Consider the following 22,054-nt stretch of genomic DNA (forward strand, 5'->3'; position numbering starts at 1 on the left):
CCCGCGCGCCCGAGATCGATTCAAACGGCGCGAAAAAAGGCGCAGGGTCCCGTCGGGCGAACGCTTCCGTCCAGGCTTTTTCTCATTGGTGATCGATATCGAATTTCGCTGTTCCGCAGGAATTTTCCCTGCTCGGGTTGTGACATTCCCTGTTCCTTGATTCAAATTCCCTGTTCTTCGATAACAGGGAATTCGTTGCAAGGCACAGATATATAAGGAAATAGTGCCGCAGAATCGCCGAAAAAGGCCAAAGAAAAAGAAATTCCCTGTTAATCGGCAATAACAGGGAATTTGACCATCGAGCGCCGGTCTCGCGATGCCGCCTATCGCCGATGCCCGAAGCTGCTGCTTTCGAACGACACGGTGGCCCCTGCGTTTTCGCCCAGCGGAATGTCCGCGGTGCCATAGACGCCGCGCGCGCCCTGCGATCCGATCATGACGCCGACCTCGCCATGGATACCCGGCCTGGCGATTTCCGAGTCCCTCAGTTCGCCACGTGCGGCGGCGGCACTTTCGACCGTATTGTTGTTCAGTATTGCGTCCCGCTGCTCGTCCGTCAGGCGAATCGTGTCACCGGTCGAAGGACGCACCGGCTGCGCCATTGTCGGTGCAGGCGCCGACTCCGGAGCCGGCGCGGACTGCGCGAAGCACGCCGTCGACAGGCAGGAGGCTCCCGCACCAAGGGCAAGTGCGATCGGGAGCGCGCGATAGCGCAGCGAAATCAAACGGGTCATCCCTGCCTTATAGACCGGCGCAACCCGACCACAACATGAACGGAAAATCCTTAAACCCGCCGCCGCAGCACCACCTCGGCGACATGCCGCCGCCCGCCCGCGCGGGCGAGCTGGACGAACACATCGACCGTGCTGCGGACATAGTGGAGCACGTCGTCGCGATTGAGCCGGGTACCGGTCTGCAACACCAGCAGCGCGATCTGCTCGACCGCGCGCTCCGCGCTGTCGGCGTGGACCGTGGTCATCGATCCCGGATGGCCGGTATTGACCGCGCGCAGAAAGGCATAGGCTTCCTCGCCACGCAGCTCGCCCAGGATGATCCGGTCGGGCCGCATGCGCAGGGATGCGCCGAGCAAATCGTCGGCGCTCACCCGCGCCTCACCCAGCGCGCTGCGCGCGGCGAGAAGGCCGACGGCATTGTCGTGGCGGAGATGGAGCTCGGGCGTGTCCTCGATCAGGATCAGCCGTTCGTCCGCCGGGATCTCGCGGATCAGCGCGTTGAGGAACGTCGTCTTGCCGGTCGAGGTGCCGCCCGACACCAGGATATTCTTGCGCGCCCGCACCGCTGTCGCGAGCATGCCCGCGATATCACCGGCATCGAGCATCATCGTCAGCACCCGGTCGATGTCCGACGTGTCTTCCTCGCCATGCCGCGTCTCGGCAAAAGCGCCGCTCGACACATAATCGCCGAGCGACAGATCGGGCGAGACATGCTTGCGGATCGCGAGCGCGAGCGGCCCGCGCGTCGCCGGCGGCCCGACCACCTGGACGCGCGCACCATCGGGTAGGGTCGCCGAGAGCAGCGGATGCTCTCGGCTGATGCCCTGGTGCGATAAGGCCGCGATCTGGCGCGCGAGCCGCGACAGCGTCGCCTCGTCGAGCCCGGCCGCCTCGTGCCGTTCGATCGTGCCGCCGGTCGTCTCGACCCATATCTCGCCCGGCCGGTTGACATAGATGTCGGTCACATCGGCGCGCTCGAGCATGCCCACCAGCGGCGACAGATAGCTGCGCAGATAGACCGGGCGGTCGTCCCGCGCCGGCGCGCTCACCGCTTGGTCTCGACGCCGGTGAAATCCAGGTCGCGCGCGACGAACACGCTGATCGCGGTGCCCTGCTTCACCTTGAGGGTCGGCTGGATCTGCTGAGTCTGGGTCAGCCCGCCCGTCGCATTCTGCAAAGTGCTCGGCAACGCGACGATCACCGGCGAATTGGAATTGCCGATGCGCGAGGCGAGATTGACGCCGACATCGAGCGTCGACTGCAGGATCGCGGAGCCGAATCGCTCGAAGAAATGGCTGTTGACCTTGCCCTTGATGCCGACCCGGCCAAGCGGATCGGCCGCGGGCGAACCAAGCGCGATGGTCACCCCGTCCGGACGAACGAGCCGGGTCCACATCACCGTCGCGCGATTCTGGCCGGGCTGGAGATCGGCGCGATATTCACCGATCAGCCGGCTGCCGCGCTGGATCAGCACCTTGCTGCCGTCGAAGCCGCGCACGTCGCGCTGGACCAGCGCGCGCGCCAGGCCGGGCCGGGTCGAATCGAGCGCCGTCTCCAGCACGGCGGGGATCAGCGTGCCCTGCGGCACCGTGGTCGGGCGGTGGCGCATCACCGTCGCCCGGGCACGCGTGGCAAGCGCCGCGCCGCCACTGTCGCCGGTCGCGGTGGCGCCCGCCGCGCCATCGGCGGCAACGGGCGATGCGACCGCCTCGCCCGTCGTCGTATCGATGATCAGCGCCGGATCGCCGGTCGCGCGCGACGGGGCCGGCGGCGGGGCCGCCATGGGCGGTTGCGGCATGGGCTGCGGCACATAGACGATCTGCGGCTGCTGGATCCGCTGCGGCGGCGGGGGTGGCGGCGGCGGCGCCGGGGTTTCCACCGCGACCGGCGGCGGTGCCGGCTCGGGCGGGATGAACAACGGTGCGGGCTGCGGCGCCGCCCCGCCGAGACTTTCCGCGAAGCCCGGCTTGGTCGGGGGCGCGGTCAGCGCGCGGCGGCGCATGTCGAGGATGCTGAACAGGAGGATCGCGAAGACACCCAGCCCGACAGCGAACACCCACCAGGGCATGCCCGCCGACGGCATGGCGACGACCGGCCGGACGCTGGCTTCACCATCGGGGCCGATCCGCGGATCGCCGCCATTGGCCGGGACCGAACTCGCCATCAGCGCTTCGCCTTCGGCTTCACGCGCACCGCGCTTGCGAGATCCTTGTCGAGCCGGAACAGCAGCTTCGGCTTGACGCTGTCGATCACATATTGGCCGTCGCGCATATGGCCGTCGACCAGCATCTCCCGCCCCTTCTCGTCGATCGCGAAGACCGCCGGCAGCGGCTTGTCGGCCGGCCAGACGATATAGGTCTTCTCGCCATCGTCATCGATCTGGGACGGGCGGATCGCGCGCGCGCCGCCGAGCTTGTAGCGGCCCGGTTCCACGGCCGGCGACGCGTCGGCGACGGTCGCCACCGCGGTCGGCGGATAGGTGAAGCGCACCGTATAGGCCATGTCGGGCAGCGGGCCGTAGAGCGGCGCGAGATCGAACATATAGCTGCGTGCGTCGGTCAGCACGGTCAGGTTGGTGGTGACGCCCGCCTGCACCGCCTTGATGAACAGGTGATCGCCACGCTTGTTCGACGTGACCTGCCACGCGCCGCTGTCGCCGACCGCGACATTCTCGATCCGCTCGTCCAGCGCGAACTCGACGGTCAGCTGATAGCCGGTCGCCACCTGGAGCTGCACGACCTGGTTGGTGTCGTAGAGCACGGTCTGGATGCGCGGGTCGCCCGGCCCGGCCGTCGGACGCACCTGCGCCGTCGCCGCCACGGGCAGGAGCAGCGCGAGCAGGACCAGCGCGATCCTCAAAGCTCGACCTCGGGACGCGAGGGCCGGTTCGGCGCCCGCTGCGGCGGCGGGAAACTGGGCGGTGCCGTCGCGGGCACCCCGTTCCGCACCGGGACCTCGGTGGTCGTCGTGGTCGTGGTGGTCGAGGAATCGATCACGGTCGTGGCTGGCTCCGCGGGCTCGACCGGCGTCACGTCCTCGGCGTCGCGGCGATAGCCGGTCACCTGGAAGCCGAGCGGATTCACGAACCGGTCCTCGCGCGTCATCGGCTCGCCCGAGAAGCGATAACGAATCACCGCTACCCAGGATTGAGCGGGCATGATGTGACCGCCCGCGTCCTGGCGCTGCGTATCGAAGCGGACCAAAGCCGAATTGCCGCCCAGCGGAGAGACGCTCTTCACGCGCGTGCTGACGACCGTCGAGCGCGGATAGCGGGCGAGCGGGCTGGACGGGTTGGACACCTGCACGCTCGACACATATTCGGCCTTGGCCGGATCGGCCGACCAGAGCGTCGTTTTGCGGTAATTGGCCTGCAGCGCGGCAATGTCGAAGCTCTCGCGCGCGATGACATATTGCACCAGGAACGACTGAGTCAGCGCCTTGTCCGGCGCGATGCGATTGGCGTCGAGCGGCTTCAGTGCCTCGACGAAGCCGGTGTGGCGATCGACCAGCAAGGTATAGGGCTCGACCGTTTTGAGCGGCATCAGCACGATCAGCGCGATCGCCTCGCACACTGCGATCGTGCTGGCCGCGGCCGCGACGATCCAGGCATTGCGGCGCGAGGCGCGCAGCATGTCCTGCCGGTCGCTCGCCCAGCTTTCCGCCTCCCGGTAATAAGCGTCGAGCGAGTCTCGTGAGGTCTTCTTCATGCGTTCCTGTCCCGCCGGGACGCGCCGGCCGATACGCGCCCGCGCGTGCGGCGCCGATAGCTTTGACCGAGCGGCACCGGCGCCGCCACCGGAATATCACGCGACACCGCCTGGGTCGTCCCCTGATGGGCGAGCTGTGCCGAGGGCGGCGGCGACATGCCCGCCTCGCGCCGCTGGCTGGCGGCGACGGCATCGGCGACTGAATGCGCGCGCGTCCGCGGATCGGCGATCTCATGCTGCCCTGCGCCAGCGAGCGCCGGCTGCGGCACCCGCTCTTTGATCGCCTCGGCCCAGCGCGACGCGGCGCTGCGCACGGCCGCCGGCATCCGGAACCCCTGCGCCACCCGCGCCGTGGCGATCAGCGCCGCGAGCAGGGTCAGCGCGAACACCAGGGTCAGCGCCAGCAGCTCAGTCGGCACCGACGGGGTCGGGATATTCTGGCGGCGCAATTCGAGGATCTGGATCAGCCATGGCTCCATCAGCGCCAGTTCGACGCCGAGCACGATCGATGTCGACAGCGCGCCCAGCGCCGCGCCGGCGATCCCGCGCACCCAGCCCTCGAACAGCCCGCGCGTCGTATCGAACAACAGGAACAGCGCGAACAACGGCCCGAGCGCCAGCAACAGCCCGGCGACCACCCGCACCGAGGCAAAGGACGCGATCGCCCCGGTCAGGTACAGCGTCCGCGACTCGCTGAGCATCGTCGCATCGCGCGTTGGGTCCCAGCGCGGCTTCTGCTGGAGCTGCTGCAGCCGCGAGTACTCCCGCTGCTGTTGCTGCGGCGTCAGCGGCTGGGTCGGCCCGACAATCTCCTCCGCATCCGCCGGCTTGCCGGTGCCGTTCCGCTGGAGTTCGGCCAGGGCGTTGTCGACCCCCTGCAGTCGCCCGACCAGACCACCATCCGAACCGGGCAGGCCCGCCGAACCACCGATGCTCGCCGCCAGCTCGGCCGGCCCGTGCATCGCGACATTATAGGCCAGCGTGCGGAAGGCCGGCCAGCTCGTCGCCAGCGCCAGCACCACGCCGATCTTGACCAGCGCCATCACGCCCTCGCGCGTGCCGGGCGTCTGGCCGAGGATCATGCGATAGCCGAACAGCGCGACGAAGATCGTCAGCAGCCCGGTCAGCAGCACCGCGACGGTCGATCCCGGCGCGGTCAGCGCGTGATAGCCATTCTCGCCGATCGTCTGGGCCTGGCAATCGACGTAGCTCAGCACGCCGCTGAGAAAGGGGCCGCCGGGCGAGATCGACGGGCATGTCATCAGGCACGCTCCAGCAAACGCGGGATCCAGCTCTGCGGATCGTCGCCGCTTTCCGCACGGATCTCGTCGAGCAGCCGCACGGTGCGCTCGCGGCCCGACAGGATCGTCAGGATATCGCGCTCGCCCGACAGGTTGAGCCGTGCCACCACGCTGTCGGTGCCGTGCTTGATCAGGAAGCAATGCGCGTCGTCGGGCAAGGTCCGCACGATCTCATATTCGTGCGGCGTCAGGCCGAAGCCGTCGACATAATCCGCCGCCCGCGCCTTCGGGTTGGTCATGAAGATCTGCGTCGCGGCCTGCTCGATGATCGCGCTGGCGATCCTGCTCTCCAGCGCGTCCTGCGCGCTCTGGGTCGCGAAGCCGACGATGCCGTTCCGTTTCCGGATCGTCTTCTCCCAGTCCTTGATGCGGCGGACGAACACCTCGTCGTCCAGCGCCTTCCACCCCTCGTCGACGACGATGATCGCCGCCGTGCCGTCGAGCCGCTCCTCGACGCGGTGGAACAGATACATCATCGCCGGCGTGCGCACCGCGGGATCGTCGAGGATCGCGGTCATGTCGAAGCCGACCGCCTCGGCGGACAGATCGGTCAGATCCTCGTCATTGTCGAACAGCCAGGCGCGCTCGCCCTCGCCCCACCACGGCCGCAGCCGCGCCCAGAGATCGGCGGCGTGCGGGCGGTGCCCGCCGCGGAACAGTTCGGCGAAATGGCGCAGCCGGCGATGCTCGCGCGGCTGGGCGAAGTTCGCATCGACCGCGTCCTTGATCTTCGCCACCTCATCGATGTCGGCGCCGCCCGCAAGCTGCTGGACCCAGTCGATCAGGAACTGACGATTGGCGGGATTGTCCTCGATCTGCAGCGGGTTGAGCCCGGACGCTTCGCCCGGCCGCAACAGGTCATAGCGGCCGCCGATCGCGCGGATGAACAGCTCGGCCCCGCGATCCTTGTCGAAGAAGATCACCCGAGGATGGAATTTCCGCGCCTGGGCGAGCAGGAAATTGAGCACCACCGTCTTGCCCGAGCCCGACGGTCCGATCACGGTGAAATTGCCCAGATCGCCCTGGTGGAAGTTGAAATAATAAGGCCCCGCCGCGGTCGTCTCGAGCAACGTCACTGCGTCGCCCCAGTGATTGCCCTCGGCCCGCCCGAGCGGGAAATTATGGCTGCTGGCGAACCCGGCGAAATTGCCGGTCGAGATCAGCCCGCGCCGCGCGATATATTTGAAGTTGCCCGGGAACTGCGCCCAGAAGGCCGGTTCCAGCGCAATCTCCTCGCGCACCGCGATGATGCCGAGATCGGCCAGCGACGCCTGAACCTCGGCCACGCCCGCATCGACAGCGGCCGGCGAATCACCACGCACCGCGACCGTCATGTGATGCTCGCCAAAACCCGCACGCCCGGCCGCGACGTCATCCTTGGCGCTCGACAGCTCGCCGCGCAGGCTCACTGCTTCATCCTCGGCCGAGCGCATGCGGCGCAGCGCGAGGTTCATCTTGCCCAGCGCCGCCTGGCGATCGACGAAACCGAAGGATTGCGATACGGTCAACTCGAACGGCAACCGCAGCAACTCGTCGAGCATGCCCGGCGCGGTCTGCGCGGGGTAATCCTTGATCGAGACCATGCCGACAAATCCGCGCTGCGTGTTGCCCGCCGGCCCGAGTTCGACCGTCTCCTCGCCGAAGCTGATACGGCGATAGGGGATATAGCTGCCGGCATCCTGCATCGGCATCAGCACCGGCCGCATCTCGCCATTGTAGAGCGCGGACAGGAATTCGAGCGGTTCCGAGCAAACGCCCTGCTTGGTCTCATACACCCCGAGCAGGCGCGGCGCGTAGCTGCCGAGCTGCGCCAGCAAGGCGTCGCGTGCACCGTCGAGCTGGCGCAGTTCGTTGGCCGACACCGCCTCCGACGTCGTCGTTGCCCGCCCGAACATGCCGCGCACCCGATCGGCGACCCCCACCCGGCCCTGTAACGGCCGGCGGATCAGGGTCAGGAACAGGTCGTTGACGTAAAGCTGCTTGCCCGCCAGCCGCGCCCGCCACGCGGCATCGAGCTGGCCGGAGAACGCGTCCGGGAACTTGGCCGGCAGTTCCACCTCGGCCTGACGGCGGATGACATGGTGGTAGAGCGCAAAGCGCGACGACCCGATGGCCTGCAACATCGCGTCGCGCAACACCTTGCGGTAATTGATCTCGTCAGTGTCCGCCGTCTCGAACAGCAGCCCGCGCAGGTGGATGAACTGCATGAGCAGCCCGTCGCGCGTCTCGATCGTGTGATCGTCGACGTGCCGTGCATAGGGAAGATGGGATCCCGCTGACTTCTCGCGGGCGACCGCCCGCGGGTCGGATGTCAGGGGCGGTAGGAGTTGCATCGCCAGATCTTGTGATTGCGCACGCGCGGGCAGCGGCCGAGGCGCGTGAGCCACAGGTCGAAGATGCGCGGCTCCCGCACGCACAGCACCACGCCGACCAGATGCACGATCAGGGCGACGCCCAGCACCCAGAAGGCGTGGAAGATCAGGAACAGCTCAGTCGCGATGACCGCGTTGAACACGAAATAGCTATAGGTGACGCCAGCGAACATCTGCGGCCGGGTGAGCGCGACGAACAGCGGGTCCCGCTCCAGCCCGTTCATGCTTCAGTATCCGGCGCTGGCGGTGGACTGGATGCCGGCGACGATGCTGGCCGCCCCGAACAGGATGAAACAGCCCAGGATCACGGTCGCGCCGTAACGCCAGTTAATCCGTCCGGTCAGCATCAGGAAACCGACCGAGGCGACCGCGATCACCGCGACGACCGTCGCGACCGTGCCGAGCAAGGTGCCCTGAAGCCAGCGCACGGCAGCGACGATCGCGCCCGAGCCTTGCGGGTCGGCGAGCGAATCCTGCGCCAGTGCGGCACTTGACTGGATCGTCGCCCAGGCAGCGGCCAACCAGCCACCGCCGCGTACTTTCTTGCCGTTCAACCCTTACATCCCCGCGTAACAGTCTGATTCGCCCGATCTCGACTTTGCGCGCTGGCTTGGCACTTGCCAACAGCTTTCGGCGACGGGTTTCTGATGGCGAAACCGTCCCGGAAGATTGCCAATCGCCCTTTTTCAGCGGCGATGCTAGACGCTACCCACCCCGTCGCAAGATCAGGCAGCACGTACAATTCGCCTCGATACATCCCCCGAATTCGCGCTTGTATGCGCTTTGGTCGTTCGACCGTTCTCGGATGAGCGCACTGACCGCATCGTCGCGATGGCGGCGGTCGGGGTGGATTGGGGATTTGTCGAGCGCATCGCCGCGCGCCACCGCGTGGCCGGCCTGGTCAGCGAAGGCCTGGCCAATGCCGGCCTTGCCGTGCCGCCGGGCATCACCGAACGCGCGTACCGGACCATGGCGGCGGCACTGCGAAATACGGGCGAGGCCCTGCGGCTTCAGGGCCTGCTCGAACAGACGGGGATCGAGCCGCTGTTCCTCAAAGGATCTGCGCTGGCGGTACGCGCCTATAGCTCAATCGCTGTCCGCGATTCGATCGATATCGACATGGTCGTGCCATCCGCCGACGTCGCCCGCGCCTGGGAAGTGCTCGACCAGGCCGGCTATGTGATGACCGCGCCGGGCCGGCCGCTCCCGCCCGGTGCGCTCAGAACCTATCAGGCGATCTCGAAGGACAGCGCGCATCGTCACCGCGAGCGCAAGGTGTCGATCGAGCTCCACTGGCGGCTTTCCGATGCTGCCGGCGATCGTGGCATGCCCCCGGCACGCGAGCACCAAATGGTCACGATACCGGGTGCCGGCGCGCTGCGCACGCTCGCCGACCCTCCGCTGTTCGCTTATCTGTGCGTGCATGGTTCGGGCCATGCCTGGGCGCGGCTGAAATGGCTGGCCGACATCGCCGCGTTGCTCGGCACCAGCCAGGACGGCGGCGCGGAACTATGGGCGGCAGCGCAGGCCGGCGGGGCGGCGCGGCCGGCTGCCTCGGCGATCATGCTGGCCAATGCCGTATTCGGCACGCCCCTGCCCCCGAATTTCGTCGGCCCTAGATCGATCCGGCTCAACCTGCTGAACGCGCTTGCCCTGCGCGTGATGACGGCTGGCGGCGGTGCGCGCGAGCTGGCCGACACACCGTGGAACTCAGTGGTGGAGCCGAGCGCGACGCTGCTGACCCTGTCGCGCTGGCGCGATGCCTGGGCGCATCTCCGGCGAATCGCGATTCCCGCCGAGGACGTGGCGCTGCTGCGTCTGCCCGCGGGGCTTGGCATTCTCTATCCGGTGCTGCGTCTGCCGCTGTGGATCTGGAAGAGATCCCCTTGGTCGCCCCGCAAACGGCCCGCCTGACCCTCAGGGCTGGACCCGGGCTAGCCTCGGCGACAACAGGTGCACCACCCCGACGGCGATCAGATAGACACTGCCCGCGACCGCGAAGATCAAAGTGTAGCTGCCAGTGGTCTGCAGGATATAGCCAGTAAACCACGCCATCCCCATGCCGCCGATCGCGCCGACCGTACCGCCGATGCCGACAACCGACCCTACCGCCCCGCGCGGAAACATGTCCGACGGGATAGTGTAGAGGTTGGCGGAGAATGCCTGGTGCGCCGCCGTCGCCAGCCCGACGATACCGACCGCGAGCCACAGATTGTCGACATATTGCGCAAAGAAGATCGGCATCACCAGAAAGGCGCAGGCGAGCATGGTCAGCTTGCGCGCCGTATTGGCGGAGAAGCCGCGCTTCATCATCGTCGAGGACGACCAGCCGCCGGCGACGCTGCCCAGATCGGAGATCAGATAGATCACGATCAGCGGCGGCCCGAAGCTTTTCAGGTCGAGATGATAGGTCTTGGACAGGAAATCGGGCGTCCAGAACAGGAAGAGCCACCAGATCGGGTCGATCAGGAACTTGCCCAGCGCATAGGCCCAGGTCTCGCGATAGCCGAGCAGGCGGCCCCAGCCGATCTTCTCCGGCGGATCCGCCGGATCGCTTTCGATGTAGGCAAGCTCGGCGGCGGAGACGCGCGGCTGCTCGCGTGGGCGGCGATAGATCGCGATCCAGGCGACCAGCCACACCAGGCTGGCCGCGCCGGTGATGATGAAAGCCATGCGCCAGCCGAGCCCCATCGACACGACGATGAACGGCACGACCGCCGGCGTCACGATCGCGCCGATATTGGCGCCCGCGTTGAAGATGCCGGTGGCAAGCGCGCGTTCCTTCGCCGGGAACCATTCGGACACTGCCTTGATGCCGGCCGGGAAGTTCCCCGATTCGCCGATGCCGAGCACGAACCGTGCCGCGGAGAATTGCGCCGCGCTGCCGGCAAAGCCGCACAAGGTATGGCCGAGCGTCCAGATGATGAAAGCGACCGAATAACCGATGCGTGCGCCGAGCCGATCGATGAACCAGCCGAAGCTGACATAGCCGAGGGCATAGGCCGCCTGGAACCAGATGATCACGGTGGCGAAATCGGTCTCGTTCCAACCGAGATCCTGCGAGATCGGCGCCTTGAGCACGCCGATCATCTGCCGGTCGACATAGTTGATCGCGGTGGCCGCAAAGAGCAGCCCGCAGATCACCCAGCGATACCGGCCCATCCGGCTTGCCGCCGCGTCGGCGACCTCCGGCCCAGTCATCTCCGGCATCGCCGATTCAGCCATCACTCTCTCCCGAAGAGCCCCTTTACGAGGCCTTTATGGTGCATTCCACCGCGAGATCCGCACCGAAACGCGCCTCGATCCGCTCGCCGATCTTCACCGCGTGTACGCCGGTTACCGCGCCGCTGGAAATCCATTGTCCGGGTTTTAGGGCGATGCCCCGCGCCGCCATCAGCTCGAACAGGAATCGCGCCGCGCCGACAGGGCCGTCGAGCATGTCCAACGCCTTGCCGGTGCCGATGACTTCGCCATCGATAGCCACCGCGAGCGGCCAGCCATCGATATCCGCATTGCGCCAGTCCGGGATTGCGGCCCCGATGACGAGGCCGTTATTGTTGCCGAAATCGGAGATCGTCACCGCGGCGCCCAGATCGTTGATCGCCGCCAGCGGCGAGCTGGCGATTTCGATCCCGACATGCACCGAATCGATCAGCGCGGCCGCTTCCTCATGGCTGAAGCGAGTCTTGCCGGCGGGCGGCGTGGCACCAATCCGCAGCAGGAATTCGGCCTCGGCCGCGGCGAAACCGCCGACGAACACGGGCATCGCCACGGGCTCGTCAGTCGCTGCCACGATCTGGCTGGTGAAGATCGGGCCGGCGAGCCGGTCGACGCCGTCGATCGGCGGATTGATCCGGCCGACCTTCCAGCCGCCGATCTCGGCCTCGTTCAGCGCGATCGCCGCGTCCTGCACGGCATAGGCATCGGCCAGGGCGACCGGCACGGTGCCGGGATAGTCCGGCAAGGACCGCCCGGCGCGGCGCGCCTCGACGAATGATTGAGCAATATGACCCACTTCATGGGCGAAATCGGTGGAATCCACCCTGGTAACCCTCCCGCACGCGCTCCCGACGCTTTCATATAGGACCCTAAGGTAAACCGGTGTCAATGACAAGGACCGGTTCTGGCTGTTTCGCCATCGCCCTTCCGACAGCGCGGATTGTTGCGGTTGCGACGCGCATTTGGCGATTTGCCGGGATAGGCGCTATGCCCTCTCATGATGCGTAAAACGGGCCTTCCCACGATCAACGACGTCGCGCGCATCGCGGGCGTCTCGAAGAAGACGGTCAGCCGGGTGATCAACCGGTCGCCGCTGCTCAGCGACGACACGCGCAAGCATGTCGAAGGGGTGATCAGCGGGCTCGGTTATGTCCCCAATCCCCAGGCGCGCGCGCTCGCGCTACGGCGCAATTTCCTGATCGGGCTGATCCACGACAATCCGAACGCGCAGATGGTGATGAACGTCCAGCAGGGCATTCTCGAATCGCTGCACGGCACGGAGTTCGAACTGGTCGTCCGCCCGATCGACCGCGGATCGGCGACGATGCTCGACGATGTCCGCAACTTTCTCGAGCGGCAACGGCTATTCGGCGTCGTCCTGCTGCCCCCGGTCAGCGAGAACAATCAGCTTGCCAAGCTGTGCGACGATATCGGCTGCCGCTATGTCCGCATGGGATCGGCCGAGCTTGACGACCCCGCGCATATGGTGGCGTCCAACGACTGCGAGGCGGTGACGGCAGCGGTCGATTATCTGATCGACCAGGGCCATAAGCGCATCGGCCTGGTGCTCGGCCCGCACGGCTTCCGCTCCGCGCGCGAACGGCGCCAGGGCTTCGAGCAGGCGCTGAACGCCGCGAAGATCACCCTGCCCCGCTCGATGATCGCGGAGGGCAATTACACCTTCGAATCCGGCGTGATGGCGGCCGATCGCCTGCTCGACCTGATGCCGCGCCCGACCGCGATCTTCGCCTGCAATGACGAGATGGCGGCGGGCGTTCTCCATGCCGCGCGCCAGCGCGGGATCGAGGTGCCGCGCGACCTGTCGATCATCGGTTTCGACGATACGCCGATCGCCGCGCATATCTGGCCGCCGCTGACGACGGTGCGCTGGCCGATCATTTCCATGGCCCGCTCCGCCGCGTTGAAGCTCACCGCGGACGGTGACGAGGTGGTCGAGGAACCGTCGATGTTCCGCTCGACGCTCATTCGCCGCGGTTCCGTCGCACCGCCCCGCGATTGATCCGCGACTGATATTGCGAAAGGGGCTGACACCGGTTACCCCGCGTGTCGAAGAATCATGCGCTGCGAAGGCGCAGCTGGAGGGACCCTGATGTTCGATCGTACCTATTACGCCACGCACCCCGACATGATGGAGTGCGTCTCGAACGACGAGCTGCGCGACCGCTATCTGATCCAGGGCCTGTTCCGCGCTGGCGAGTGCGTACTCAACTATACCCATGCCGACCGCTTCGTGATCGGCGGGGTCGAGGTGGCGGAGACGCCGGTCAAACTGCCCGACCAGACCGAGCCTGCCTCAGCCGTCGGCCATCCCTTTCTAGAACGCCGCGAGCTGGCGATCGTCAATGTCGGCAAGGTGGATGGCACGGTCCTCGTCGATGGCGAGAGCTTCACGCTCGGCAACAAGGACTGCCTCTACGTCACCATGGGCGCGAAGGAGGTCGTCTTCTCCGGCGCCGGCGCGCGTTTCTATCTCGCCTCCTGCCCGGCGCATAAGGGCTTCACCACGCGCAAACTCTCGATCGCCGATGCGAATGCACTGGAGCGCGGCAGCCTGGAGGAATCGAACGAGCGCACCATCTTCCAGCTCGTCATCCCCGGCGTGTGCGATTCGGCGCAGCTCGTCATGGGCCTGACCGTGCTCAAGCCCGGCAGCGTGTGGAACACCATGCCGCCGCATATCCATGAGCGCCGCAGCGAGATCTATTTCTACTTCGAACTCGACGGTCCCAATGACCGCGTCATGCACTTCATGGGCGAAGGCGAGGCGATGCGGCACATCGTCGTCGCCAACGAGGAATCGGTGATCAGCCCGCCCTGGTCGATCCACATGGGATCCGGCACCAAGGCCTATGCCTTTATCTGGGCGATGGCGGGCGAGAACCAGGATTATACCGACATGAACGTGCTGGATATCTGCCAGCTGGCGTAACGCTGGAAGGAATCCCTTCTCCGTTCGTGTCGAGCGAAGTCGAGACACTGTGACGGCGCGCCAGGACATGTTTCTCGACTTCGCTCGAAACGAACGGATTTAGGATGCCCACCAACCCCTTCGACCTCACCGGCAAGGTCGCCATCGTCACTGGCGCCAATACCGGCATCGGCCAGGCGATCGCGCTCGCCCTTGCCGCCGCCGGTGCCGATATCGCGGCGGTCGGCCGTACGCCTGCGGAGGAAACCATTGAGAAGGCCCGCGCCCTGGGCCGTAGGGCAGCAATCGTCTCCGCCGATCTCTCCACCATCGAGCCGGTCCAGCGCGTCATCGACGAAACGCTGGAGAAGCTCGGCGGCCTCGACATTCTGGTCAACAATGCCGGCATCATCCGCCGCGCTGATTCGGTCGATTTCACCGAGGAGGATTGGGATGCGGTGGTCGACACCAATTTGAAATCGGTCTTCTTCCTGTGCCAGGCGGCCGGCCGCCACATGATCGGTCAGGGTCACGGCAAGATCATCAACATCGCATCGATGCTCACCTTCCAGGGCGGCGTCCGCGTACCGAGCTATACCGCCTCCAAATCGGGCATCGGCGGACTCACCAAGCTGCTCGCCAATGAGTGGGCGGGCAAGGGCGTGAACGTCAACGCGATTGCGCCCGGCTATATCGCGACCAACAACACGGCCGCACTTCAGGCCGACGAGACGCGCAACCGCTCGATCCTCGAACGCATTCCCGCCGGGCGCTGGGGCGATGCAAGCGATCTTGGCGGTGCGGCGGTCTTCCTCGCATCGGCCGGCGCGGATTATGTCCAGGGCCATATCCTCGCGGTCGACGGCGGTTGGCTGGCGCGATGAACTCTTGCACTTCCGCCGAAGAGAAGGGCTTAGACAGGCTCGGTCCGAACGGAGCAGCAGGTGGATAATGGGTAAGTTCGTCGCCTTTGGTGAAATCATGCTGCGCCTCTCGCCTCCGGGGCGGGAATTGCTGCTCCAGACGCCCAGGTTCGACGTGTGGATCGCCGGCGCCGAAGCCAATGTGGCGAGCGGCCTTGCCCGCCTCGGCCATGATGTCAGCCTGGTCAGCGCCGTCCCCGACAATGATCTTGGCCGCGCCGCCATCTCCGGCCTGCGGGCAAACGGCGTGGATTGCTCGGCTATCCAGTTCAGTGGCGATCGCATGGGGCTGTATTTCGTCACCAGCGGCGCCGGCATGCGCGCGACCGACGTCGTCTACGACCGCGCCGGCTCCAGCTTCGCCGAGGCGCCCGCCAGCGCCTGGGACTGGGACACGCTGCTCGCAGGCGCCGACCGCCTGCATCTCTCCGGCATCACCCCTGCCCTTGGCCCGGTTCCGGCCGAAGCCGCCATCGCCGCCGCCGAAGCCGCGAGCGCCCGCGGCGTGCCGATCTCGTTCGACGGCAATTACCGCGCGCGCCTCTGGGAAAGCTGGGACAGCGATCCGCGCGGCGTGCTGACCAGGCTGGTGCAGCATGCCGACATCATGTTCGGCAACCACCGCGACGTCGCGCTGCTGCTCGGCAAGGATTTCGGCGGCGACGGCGAGGATCGGCGCCTCGCCTCGGCCGAGGCGGCCTTTGCCGCCTTCCCCAAGCTCAAGCTGATCGCCTCCACCGCGCGTCACGTCGAAGATGCCGACCGGCACCGCCTCTCGGCCCGGATCGATGGCCGCACCGAGCATGCCCAGACCGACGAAGTGCTGCTCGCCGGGATCGTCGACCGGATCGGCGCGGGCGACGCCTTCGCCGTCGGTGTGCTTCATGCGCTCCGGTCGGGGGGCGATATCACTGAGGCCGCGCGTACCGGGCTCGCCCTTACCGCGCTCAAGCATTCGCTGCCCGGCGATGCCAGCCTGTTCCGCCAGGCCGATATCGACGCCTATCTCTCCGGCGGGCTCGATGTCCGCCGCTGACGTCTCCCGACGCGGCGTGATCGGCGCCGGCGCGGCGCTGATCCTTGCCGGCTCGGCTCGGGCTGCCCCATCGGCCAGCGTTCGGGCGCCGTCAGGTAATTTCGTTGGATCGACCGAGGGCAGCGTACTCGTCTTTCGCGGTATCCGCTACGGCACTGCCGAGCGCTTCCAGCCGCCCCGCCCGGTATCGCGCCCGGGCGAGACCATCACCGCTCGGGCCTTTGGCCCGGTCGCGCCGCAAAAGGACGATCGCTACGGCGCGCAGAGCGAGGACTGCCTGTTCCTCAATATCTGGACCGCCGAGGCCGGGCCGGCCGCGAAGAAGCCGGTCATGCTTTACATTCATGGCGGCGCCTATTCGAACGGCAGCAGCACCGATGCGCTGAACGACGGGCAGGTGCTGGCCGCGCGCGGCGATGTCGTGGTCGTCACCGTCAACCACCGGCTCAACGCCTTCGGCTATCTCTATCTCGCGCGGCTCGACCCGCGTTTCCCGGACAGCGGCAATAACGGCCAGCTCGACCTGATCCTCGCCCTGCAATGGGTGCGCGACAATATCGCGGCGTTCGGTGGCGATCCCTCGCGCGTGATGGTGTTCGGCCAGTCGGGCGGCGGCGCGAAGATCGCGACGATGATGGGCATGCCCGCCGCCAAAGGCCTGTTCCACCGCGCCGCGACGATGAGCGGCCAGCAGGTCACCGCCTCCGGCCCGCTCAACGCCACCCGCCGCGCCCAGGCCTATCTCGCGAAGCTCGGCACTGCCGATCTCTCCACGCTTCTGGCCATGCCGGCCGGAAAGCTGGTCGACGCGCTCGACGCGACCGACCCGATCCTCGGCGGCGGGGTCTATTTCGGGCCGGTGCTCGATATGAAATGGCTGGTTCGTCACCCTTTCTGGCCCGACGCCAATCCGCAGTCGAACGCGATCCCGATGGTCCTCGGCAATACCCATGACGAAACGCGCGCTTTCATCTCGCCCGATTCGCCCCGGGTGCAGACGCTGACCTGGGACAATCTCGCCGAGCGTATCGCGCCCGAGCTGCGGATCGATGCGCTCCCTGAATGGGTGGTCGCCGAATATCGCGCGAAATTCCCCGATTGGTCGCCGACCGAGATCTTCTACCAGGCGACCACCGCCGGACGGAGCTGGCGCGGCCAGGTGATCGAGGCGGAGGAGCGAGCCCGGGCGAAGACGAAGACCTGGGTCTATCAACTTGACTTCACCTCGCGCACTGATCCGCGGCGCGGCGCCTATCACTCCCTCGATATCGCGCTGGTCTTCGGTACGCTCGGCGCGAAGGGCTCGCAGACCGGCACTGCGGCGGATGCCCGCGCCGCCTCGGCCGCGATGCAGGAAAGCTTCGTCGCCTTCACCAGGGCCGGCAATCCCAACCATGCCGGGCTGCCGAAATGGCCGGTCTTTGACCTGGTCCACCGGCCGACGATGATCTTCGACGCGCGCAGCCGGGTCGGGAATGATCCGCGCCAATGGCAGCGCGAGCTGTTTGCGCGCATTCCCTATATCCAGCCGGGAACCTGAACCCTTCGCAGCCGGTCAACATCGCCCGTTATCAACTGACGCAGATCATTGTCTCTGGCCATTGACACCGGTTACCAAAGGCGACAAGTTGGGGCTGAGGAAGATCAACGGAGATTGGTCACCGAAGGAGAGGGCGAATCGCTGGCCACTTCATGGCCTACCCTCTCCTGACGTGCCGACGGCCCGGACGAGCAGCTGAACTGCTCTCTCCGGCTACCGGTGTCAGCAACGTCGCAAAGCGACGCAGATGGGGAGTGGGTAAATGGGGAATGCAGTCCGGGCCTCGCGAGGCACGATTTCTCGCAATATTGCAGGTGCTTCGCTTGGCGCGCTGGCGATCGGCCTGTTGATGCCGGCGGCGGCCTTCGCGGCCGAGCTCAAGCCGGCCGAGCCGGCGGCCGTTCCAGCCCCGGCCCAGCCGGTCGCCGCGCAGGATGCCGCGGCGCAGGACGTGCCCGCGACCGACGAACAGGATATCGTGGTCACCGGCTTCCGCCGTTCGCTCGAACAGGCGCTGACTCTCAAGCGCGACTCGATTTCCGCCGTCGACGCGATCGTTGCCGAGGATATCGCGAAGTTCCCCGACCAGAACCTGGCCGAATCGCTGCAGCGAATCCCGGGCATCACCATCCAGCGGGACGGCGGCGAAGGCCGCGCGATCACGGTGCGCGGTCTGGGCGCGCAATTCACCCGAGTCCGCGTCAACGGCATGGAAACGGTCGCCACCTCGACCGACGGCGCCAGCGCCAACCGCGACCGCGCCTTCGATTTCAACGTCTTCGCCTCGGAGCTGTTCAGCTCGCTCGTCGTCCACAAGACGGCCGAGGCTTCGCTTGACGAGGGCTCGCTCGGCGCCGTGGTCGACCTGAACACCGGCAACCCGCTCGCGGGCAAGGTCGGCTTTACCGGCGCCCTCTCCGCCCAGGCGTCGTATAACGATCTCAGCAACAATGTCGGTCCGCGCTTTGCCGGTCTGCTGTCGTGGCGCAACGATGCCGGCACCTTCGGTGCATCGGTTTCCGCCGCCTATTCGAAGATCAACACGCTAGAGCTCGGCAACAACTCGGTTCGCTGGGCGCAGGCGCGCTTCGACTCGGTCGATGGCACGCCGTGTTTTTTCAACACCAATGCAGCCGGCGCCCCGACGACCGCCAAGACCAATACCGGCGGTACCTATTTCCAGAACGCGGCTTGCGACAAGGCGGCGCTCGCCTTCCATCCGCGTATCCCGCGCTACGGCGTGGTCGATCACCGCCGCGAGCGCCTCGGCATCACCGCCAGCGTCCAGTTCGCGCCCACGGATTCGACCAAGATCTCGATCGACGGCCTCTATTCGCGCTTCAAGGAGGAGCGCGAAGAGAAATGGGCGGAGGTCCTGCTGCGCAGCAACGAACGCTCGATCGACGTGCTCAACCCCGTCTATGACGGCAACAATAACATGATCTCGGCGACGCTGAACGACGCCTGGGTCCGCACCGAACATTATCTGCGCAAGTCGCAGACCGAATTCTACCAGCTCGGCGGCACCTGGGATCAGGACGTCACCGACAGCTTCCGCTTCACCCTGCTCGGCGGCTTCTCGAAGTCCAGCGCGGACATCCCGGTGGAGACGACCTTCGTCTATGACGACCGGGACGCCGCCGGGTACAAATATGATTACAGCAACATGGCCACCCCGGTGCTGACCTTCGGCACGAGCGTGACAGATCCGGCCAACTTCCAGCTCGCCGAAATCCGCGATCGCCCGTCGAACACGACCAACAAGTTCCGCACCGCTCAGCTGCGCACGGAGTGGGACGTGACGGAGGGCTTCACACTCAAGGCGGGCGGGGTCTATCGCCGCTTCAGCTTCAACACCGCCGGGTTCCTGCGCGACACCGCAGTGTGCGGCAATGGCGGTGCCGACCTGGTGCTGGGCACCCTGACCTGTTCGGCGAACACGGTGTTCGGTCCAAGCGCGATCTACGGCTTCCAGGCGACATCGGCGCTGTCCGACACCGTCAAACTGGGCGATGCCGGCCAGCCAGCGGGCACCACCACGACCTGGCTCGTTCCCAATATCGACGCCGCGGCGAACCTGACCAAGCTGTACAGCCGCACACCACTGGTCGACGCGGGCAATACCCGAAGCGTGACCGAGACGGTGAAGGGCGGCTATTTCCAGGTCGATGTGAAGGGCGATCTCTTCGGCCTGCGCTATGCGGCCAATGCCGGCGTTCGTTATGCCCATACCGACCAGTCTTCGTTCGGCCTGAACAGCGGAACCGGCGTAACGGTCACGCGCGATTATGACGATTGGCTGCCGTCGGTGAACGTCGCGCTATTTCCGACCGAAAGCGTCGTGTTGCGCGGCGCGATCTCGCGGGTCATCACGCGCCCAACTCTGGGCAATCTGACACCGGGCGGTTCGGTCGACGGGTTCAACTATCGCATCACCTTCGGCAATCCGCTGCTCAATCCGTTCCGGGCGACCGCCTACGACCTCGCGCTCGAATGGTATTTCGCGCCGCAGTCGATCGCGTCGGTCGCGGTCTTCAAGAAGAATGTTGATAGCTTCCCGGTTGCGCAAACCTATAGCGGGACGTTCGCGTCTACTGGCCTCCCGAAGTCGGTGCTGCCGACCAGTTCACCGGCCTATATCAACTTCGATCCAAACCAGATCTACACGATTACCGGCAACGTGAACGGGTCGGGCGCGAGCCTGAAAGGCATCGAATTGTCGATCCAGGCGCCTTTCAAATTCCTGCCTGGCTTCCTCTCGAACTTCGGCGGCATCGCCAACGCCACGTTTATCGAATCGAGCGCATCCTACACACTGGCTGGCCCAGTGGTTGTGGTGAAGACCGCGACCGGCGCGTTCGGGCCGAACGTCGCGACCACACGCTCGACGACTCTGTATGGACTGTCCAAGACCGCCATAAACGGCACGCTCTATTATGAAGACAAGAAGTTCAGCGCACGCGGCTCAGTCAGCTACCGCGGTCCGTATGTCGATCAGGGCAGCGCCAACGGCAACCTGTTCGAAGGCTATGGCTCGACGATCAACATTGATGCCTCGGTGCGCTATCGCTTTACCGAATGGCTCGAAATGTCAGTCGAAGGCGTCAACCTGACCGACGAATATCGCTATCGCTACAACGACAACGACGCAAACCGCAGTTACGAGAACAACCATTTCGGGCGTACGATCCTGGTGGGCGCGCGCGTGAAGATGTAAGTCCGCCTCCCCTGGACTATCCTGACGGACGCTTGCCTATCCGGGCAGCGTCCGTTTCTTTTTCTTCGGAGGTTCCATGTTCGATCGTCGCGACCTGATCCTCGGGACTCTTGCCGCAAGCGTCACAGCCGGCGCACGCGCGCAAACCCCTCCTCCGGCAAAGGCGGGAGACGCACCCGTGCCCGGCCTGCCCGATCCGGTGGAGACGATCGATCTTTGGCCGAAGGGCGCGCCGGGCATGCCCGCCACGCCGCCGGTCGAGACGGTCGATCAGCGCAGCACCGACCCCGATCTTCCCGACCGTGCGGTCCGCGGCATCGCGCGCCCGCGCTTGGTCGTGTTCAGGCCGCGCATTTCCAATGGCGCCGCCGTGCTCGCAATGCCGGGCGGCGCCTATGTCCGCATCGTGGTCGACAAGGAAGGGTATGAGATCGCCCGCTGGCTGAGCGCACGCGGCTATACGGTGTTCGTTCTGTTCTATCGCCTGCCGGGCGACGGATGGAAGGCCGGACCTGACGTCGCGCTGTCGGATGCGCAGCGCGCGATGCGGCTGATCCGGTCGCGCGCGCGGGACTTCGCGATCGATCCCGAGCGCGTCGCAGCGATGGGCTTTTCCGCCGGTGGCCATCTGTGCTGCGATCTCGCCACGCGCTTTGCGGCAAAGACCTATGATCCGGTCGATGCCGCCGACCGGCTCAGCGCGCGCCCGTTCCTCGCCGCGCCGATCTATGCGGTGCAGTCGATGAGCCTGCCGGTCGCCCATGCGGGCTCACGCGAGCAACTGATCGGCAAGGACGCGAGTCCGGCACTGGAAAGGGCGCACACGCCCGCGGACAATGTCACGAAACAGACCCCGCCCTGCTTCCTGCTCCATGCCGAGGACGATCCGACGGTGCAGGTCGAGAACAGCCTGATGTTCCGCGCCGCGCTGAAGGCGCAGGGCGTGACCGTCGAGACTCACCTGTTCACCAATGGCGGCCACGGCTTCGGGCTGCGCAAGACGATCGGCAAGCCGGTCGCGGCATGGCCCGAGCTGTTCGTCGACTGGGCCAGGACTCAGGGCTTCGCCTGATGGT

At 66.3% G+C, this 22,054-nt stretch carries 19 protein-coding genes; 8 read left to right on the forward strand and 11 right to left on the reverse strand.

Annotated features, from left to right (window positions below):
- Positions 1-323: 323 nt before the first annotated feature.
- The 9 genes from AC1DX5_RS08315 to AC1DX5_RS08355 form a co-directional block, all read right to left on the reverse strand.
- On the reverse strand, positions 324-734 hold the full coding sequence (locus tag AC1DX5_RS08315) for a hypothetical protein (protein WP_465177018.1): 411 nt from the start codon (positions 732-734) through the stop codon (positions 324-326).
- A 50-nt stretch (positions 735-784) separates the two neighbouring features.
- Positions 785-1,717: a P-type DNA transfer ATPase VirB11 gene (gene virB11, locus AC1DX5_RS08320; protein ID WP_465177146.1), complete on the reverse strand. Its 933-nt coding sequence runs from the start codon at positions 1,715-1,717 to the stop codon at positions 785-787.
- A 62-nt stretch (positions 1,718-1,779) separates the two neighbouring features.
- Complete coding sequence (locus AC1DX5_RS08325; protein ID WP_478014804.1) at positions 1,780-2,898, reverse strand: TrbI/VirB10 family protein; 1,119 nt, start codon at positions 2,896-2,898, stop codon at positions 1,780-1,782.
- Positions 2,898-3,593: a TrbG/VirB9 family P-type conjugative transfer protein gene (locus AC1DX5_RS08330; RefSeq protein ID WP_478014805.1), complete on the reverse strand. Its 696-nt coding sequence runs from the start codon at positions 3,591-3,593 to the stop codon at positions 2,898-2,900. Before AC1DX5_RS08330 ends, AC1DX5_RS08325 begins: the two co-directional genes overlap by 1 nt.
- Positions 3,590-4,441, reverse strand: a complete 852-nt coding sequence (locus tag AC1DX5_RS08335) for a VirB8 family type IV secretion system protein (protein ID WP_478014806.1) — start codon at positions 4,439-4,441, stop codon at positions 3,590-3,592. The genes AC1DX5_RS08330 and AC1DX5_RS08335 overlap by 4 nt, the downstream gene beginning before the upstream one ends.
- Positions 4,438-5,703: a TrbL/VirB6 family protein gene (locus AC1DX5_RS08340; RefSeq protein ID WP_478014807.1), complete on the reverse strand. Its 1,266-nt coding sequence runs from the start codon at positions 5,701-5,703 to the stop codon at positions 4,438-4,440. Before AC1DX5_RS08340 ends, AC1DX5_RS08335 begins: the two co-directional genes overlap by 4 nt.
- Entirely contained in the window at positions 5,703-8,075 is a 2,373-nt protein-coding gene (locus tag AC1DX5_RS08345; protein ID WP_465173816.1) for a VirB4 family type IV secretion/conjugal transfer ATPase, read from the reverse strand. The genes AC1DX5_RS08340 and AC1DX5_RS08345 overlap by 1 nt, the downstream gene beginning before the upstream one ends.
- Positions 8,054-8,338: a VirB3 family type IV secretion system protein gene (locus tag AC1DX5_RS08350; RefSeq protein WP_272627477.1), complete on the reverse strand. Its 285-nt coding sequence runs from the start codon at positions 8,336-8,338 to the stop codon at positions 8,054-8,056. Before AC1DX5_RS08350 ends, AC1DX5_RS08345 begins: the two co-directional genes overlap by 22 nt.
- A gap of 3 nt (positions 8,339-8,341) precedes the next feature.
- Positions 8,342-8,635, reverse strand: coding sequence for a TrbC/VirB2 family protein (locus tag AC1DX5_RS08355; RefSeq protein WP_465173949.1), 294 nt, complete (start codon positions 8,633-8,635; stop codon positions 8,342-8,344).
- 262 nt (positions 8,636-8,897) lie between these two features.
- Between AC1DX5_RS08355 and AC1DX5_RS08360 the strand changes: the two genes are divergently transcribed.
- Complete coding sequence (locus AC1DX5_RS08360; protein WP_478014808.1) at positions 8,898-10,028, forward strand: nucleotidyltransferase domain-containing protein; 1,131 nt, start codon at positions 8,898-8,900, stop codon at positions 10,026-10,028.
- A gap of 3 nt (positions 10,029-10,031) precedes the next feature.
- Here the strand turns inward: AC1DX5_RS08360 and AC1DX5_RS08365 are convergent, their stop codons facing one another.
- Entirely contained in the window at positions 10,032-11,339 is a 1,308-nt protein-coding gene (locus AC1DX5_RS08365) for an MFS transporter (protein WP_465173818.1), read from the reverse strand.
- A 22-nt stretch (positions 11,340-11,361) separates the two neighbouring features.
- Positions 11,362-12,156, reverse strand: a complete 795-nt coding sequence (locus AC1DX5_RS08370) for a 2-keto-4-pentenoate hydratase (RefSeq protein WP_478014809.1) — start codon at positions 12,154-12,156, stop codon at positions 11,362-11,364.
- Positions 12,157-12,333: 177 nt separating this feature from the next.
- Between AC1DX5_RS08370 and AC1DX5_RS08375 the strand changes: the two genes are divergently transcribed.
- From AC1DX5_RS08375 to AC1DX5_RS08405, 7 genes are all read left to right on the forward strand, one after another.
- Positions 12,334-13,353 (forward strand): LacI family DNA-binding transcriptional regulator, encoded by a 1,020-nt coding sequence (locus AC1DX5_RS08375; RefSeq protein ID WP_465173820.1) that lies wholly within the window; start codon positions 12,334-12,336, stop codon positions 13,351-13,353.
- Between the two features lie 90 nt (positions 13,354-13,443).
- On the forward strand, positions 13,444-14,283 hold the full coding sequence (gene kduI, locus AC1DX5_RS08380; protein ID WP_465177027.1) for a 5-dehydro-4-deoxy-D-glucuronate isomerase: 840 nt from the start codon (positions 13,444-13,446) through the stop codon (positions 14,281-14,283).
- 104 nt (positions 14,284-14,387) lie between these two features.
- Complete coding sequence (gene kduD, locus AC1DX5_RS08385) at positions 14,388-15,146, forward strand: 2-dehydro-3-deoxy-D-gluconate 5-dehydrogenase KduD (RefSeq protein ID WP_465173822.1); 759 nt, start codon at positions 14,388-14,390, stop codon at positions 15,144-15,146.
- Positions 15,147-15,213: 67 nt separating this feature from the next.
- Positions 15,214-16,221: a sugar kinase gene (locus AC1DX5_RS08390; protein ID WP_465173823.1), complete on the forward strand. Its 1,008-nt coding sequence runs from the start codon at positions 15,214-15,216 to the stop codon at positions 16,219-16,221.
- A complete protein-coding gene (locus AC1DX5_RS08395; protein WP_478014810.1) occupies positions 16,208-17,761 on the forward strand; it encodes a carboxylesterase/lipase family protein in 1,554 nt (517 codons plus the stop codon). Before AC1DX5_RS08390 ends, AC1DX5_RS08395 begins: the two co-directional genes overlap by 14 nt.
- A gap of 262 nt (positions 17,762-18,023) precedes the next feature.
- On the forward strand, positions 18,024-20,978 hold the full coding sequence (locus AC1DX5_RS08400; protein ID WP_478014811.1) for a TonB-dependent receptor: 2,955 nt from the start codon (positions 18,024-18,026) through the stop codon (positions 20,976-20,978).
- A 76-nt stretch (positions 20,979-21,054) separates the two neighbouring features.
- Positions 21,055-22,050 carry an alpha/beta hydrolase gene (locus AC1DX5_RS08405; protein WP_478014812.1) on the forward strand — a complete coding sequence of 332 codons (996 nt, stop codon included), beginning with the start codon at positions 21,055-21,057 and terminating at the stop codon, positions 22,048-22,050.
- Positions 22,051-22,054 lie beyond the last annotated feature (4 nt).

This window comes from Sphingomonas sp. P2_B6 (genome assembly GCF_056404755.1).

Bases quoted from the DNA above. Each gene is read 5' to 3' on its own strand.
- AC1DX5_RS08315 (WP_465177018.1), bottom strand. From the start codon at position 734: ATGACCCGTTTGATTTCGCTGCGCTATCGCGCGCTCCCGATCGCACTT.
- virB11 (WP_465177146.1), bottom strand. From the start codon at position 1,717: ATGCTCGAGCGCGCCGATGTGACCGACATCTATGTCAACCGGCCGGGC.
- AC1DX5_RS08325 (WP_478014804.1), bottom strand. From the start codon at position 2,898: ATGGCGAGTTCGGTCCCGGCCAATGGCGGCGATCCGCGGATCGGCCCC.
- AC1DX5_RS08335 (WP_478014806.1), bottom strand. From the start codon at position 4,441: ATGAAGAAGACCTCACGAGACTCGCTCGACGCTTATTACCGGGAGGCG.
- AC1DX5_RS08340 (WP_478014807.1), bottom strand. From the start codon at position 5,703: ATGACATGCCCGTCGATCTCGCCCGGCGGCCCCTTTCTCAGCGGCGTG.
- AC1DX5_RS08345 (WP_465173816.1), bottom strand. From the start codon at position 8,075: ATGCAACTCCTACCGCCCCTGACATCCGACCCGCGGGCGGTCGCCCGC.
- AC1DX5_RS08350 (WP_272627477.1), bottom strand. From the start codon at position 8,338: ATGAACGGGCTGGAGCGGGACCCGCTGTTCGTCGCGCTCACCCGGCCG.
- AC1DX5_RS08365 (WP_465173818.1), bottom strand. From the start codon at position 11,339: ATGGCTGAATCGGCGATGCCGGAGATGACTGGGCCGGAGGTCGCCGAC.
- AC1DX5_RS08375 (WP_465173820.1), top strand. From the start codon at position 12,334: ATGCGTAAAACGGGCCTTCCCACGATCAACGACGTCGCGCGCATCGCG.
- kduI (WP_465177027.1), top strand. From the start codon at position 13,444: ATGTTCGATCGTACCTATTACGCCACGCACCCCGACATGATGGAGTGC.
- kduD (WP_465173822.1), top strand. From the start codon at position 14,388: ATGCCCACCAACCCCTTCGACCTCACCGGCAAGGTCGCCATCGTCACT.
- AC1DX5_RS08390 (WP_465173823.1), top strand. From the start codon at position 15,214: ATGGGTAAGTTCGTCGCCTTTGGTGAAATCATGCTGCGCCTCTCGCCT.
- AC1DX5_RS08395 (WP_478014810.1), top strand. From the start codon at position 16,208: ATGTCCGCCGCTGACGTCTCCCGACGCGGCGTGATCGGCGCCGGCGCG.
- AC1DX5_RS08400 (WP_478014811.1), top strand. From the start codon at position 18,024: ATGGGGAATGCAGTCCGGGCCTCGCGAGGCACGATTTCTCGCAATATT.
- AC1DX5_RS08405 (WP_478014812.1), top strand. From the start codon at position 21,055: ATGTTCGATCGTCGCGACCTGATCCTCGGGACTCTTGCCGCAAGCGTC.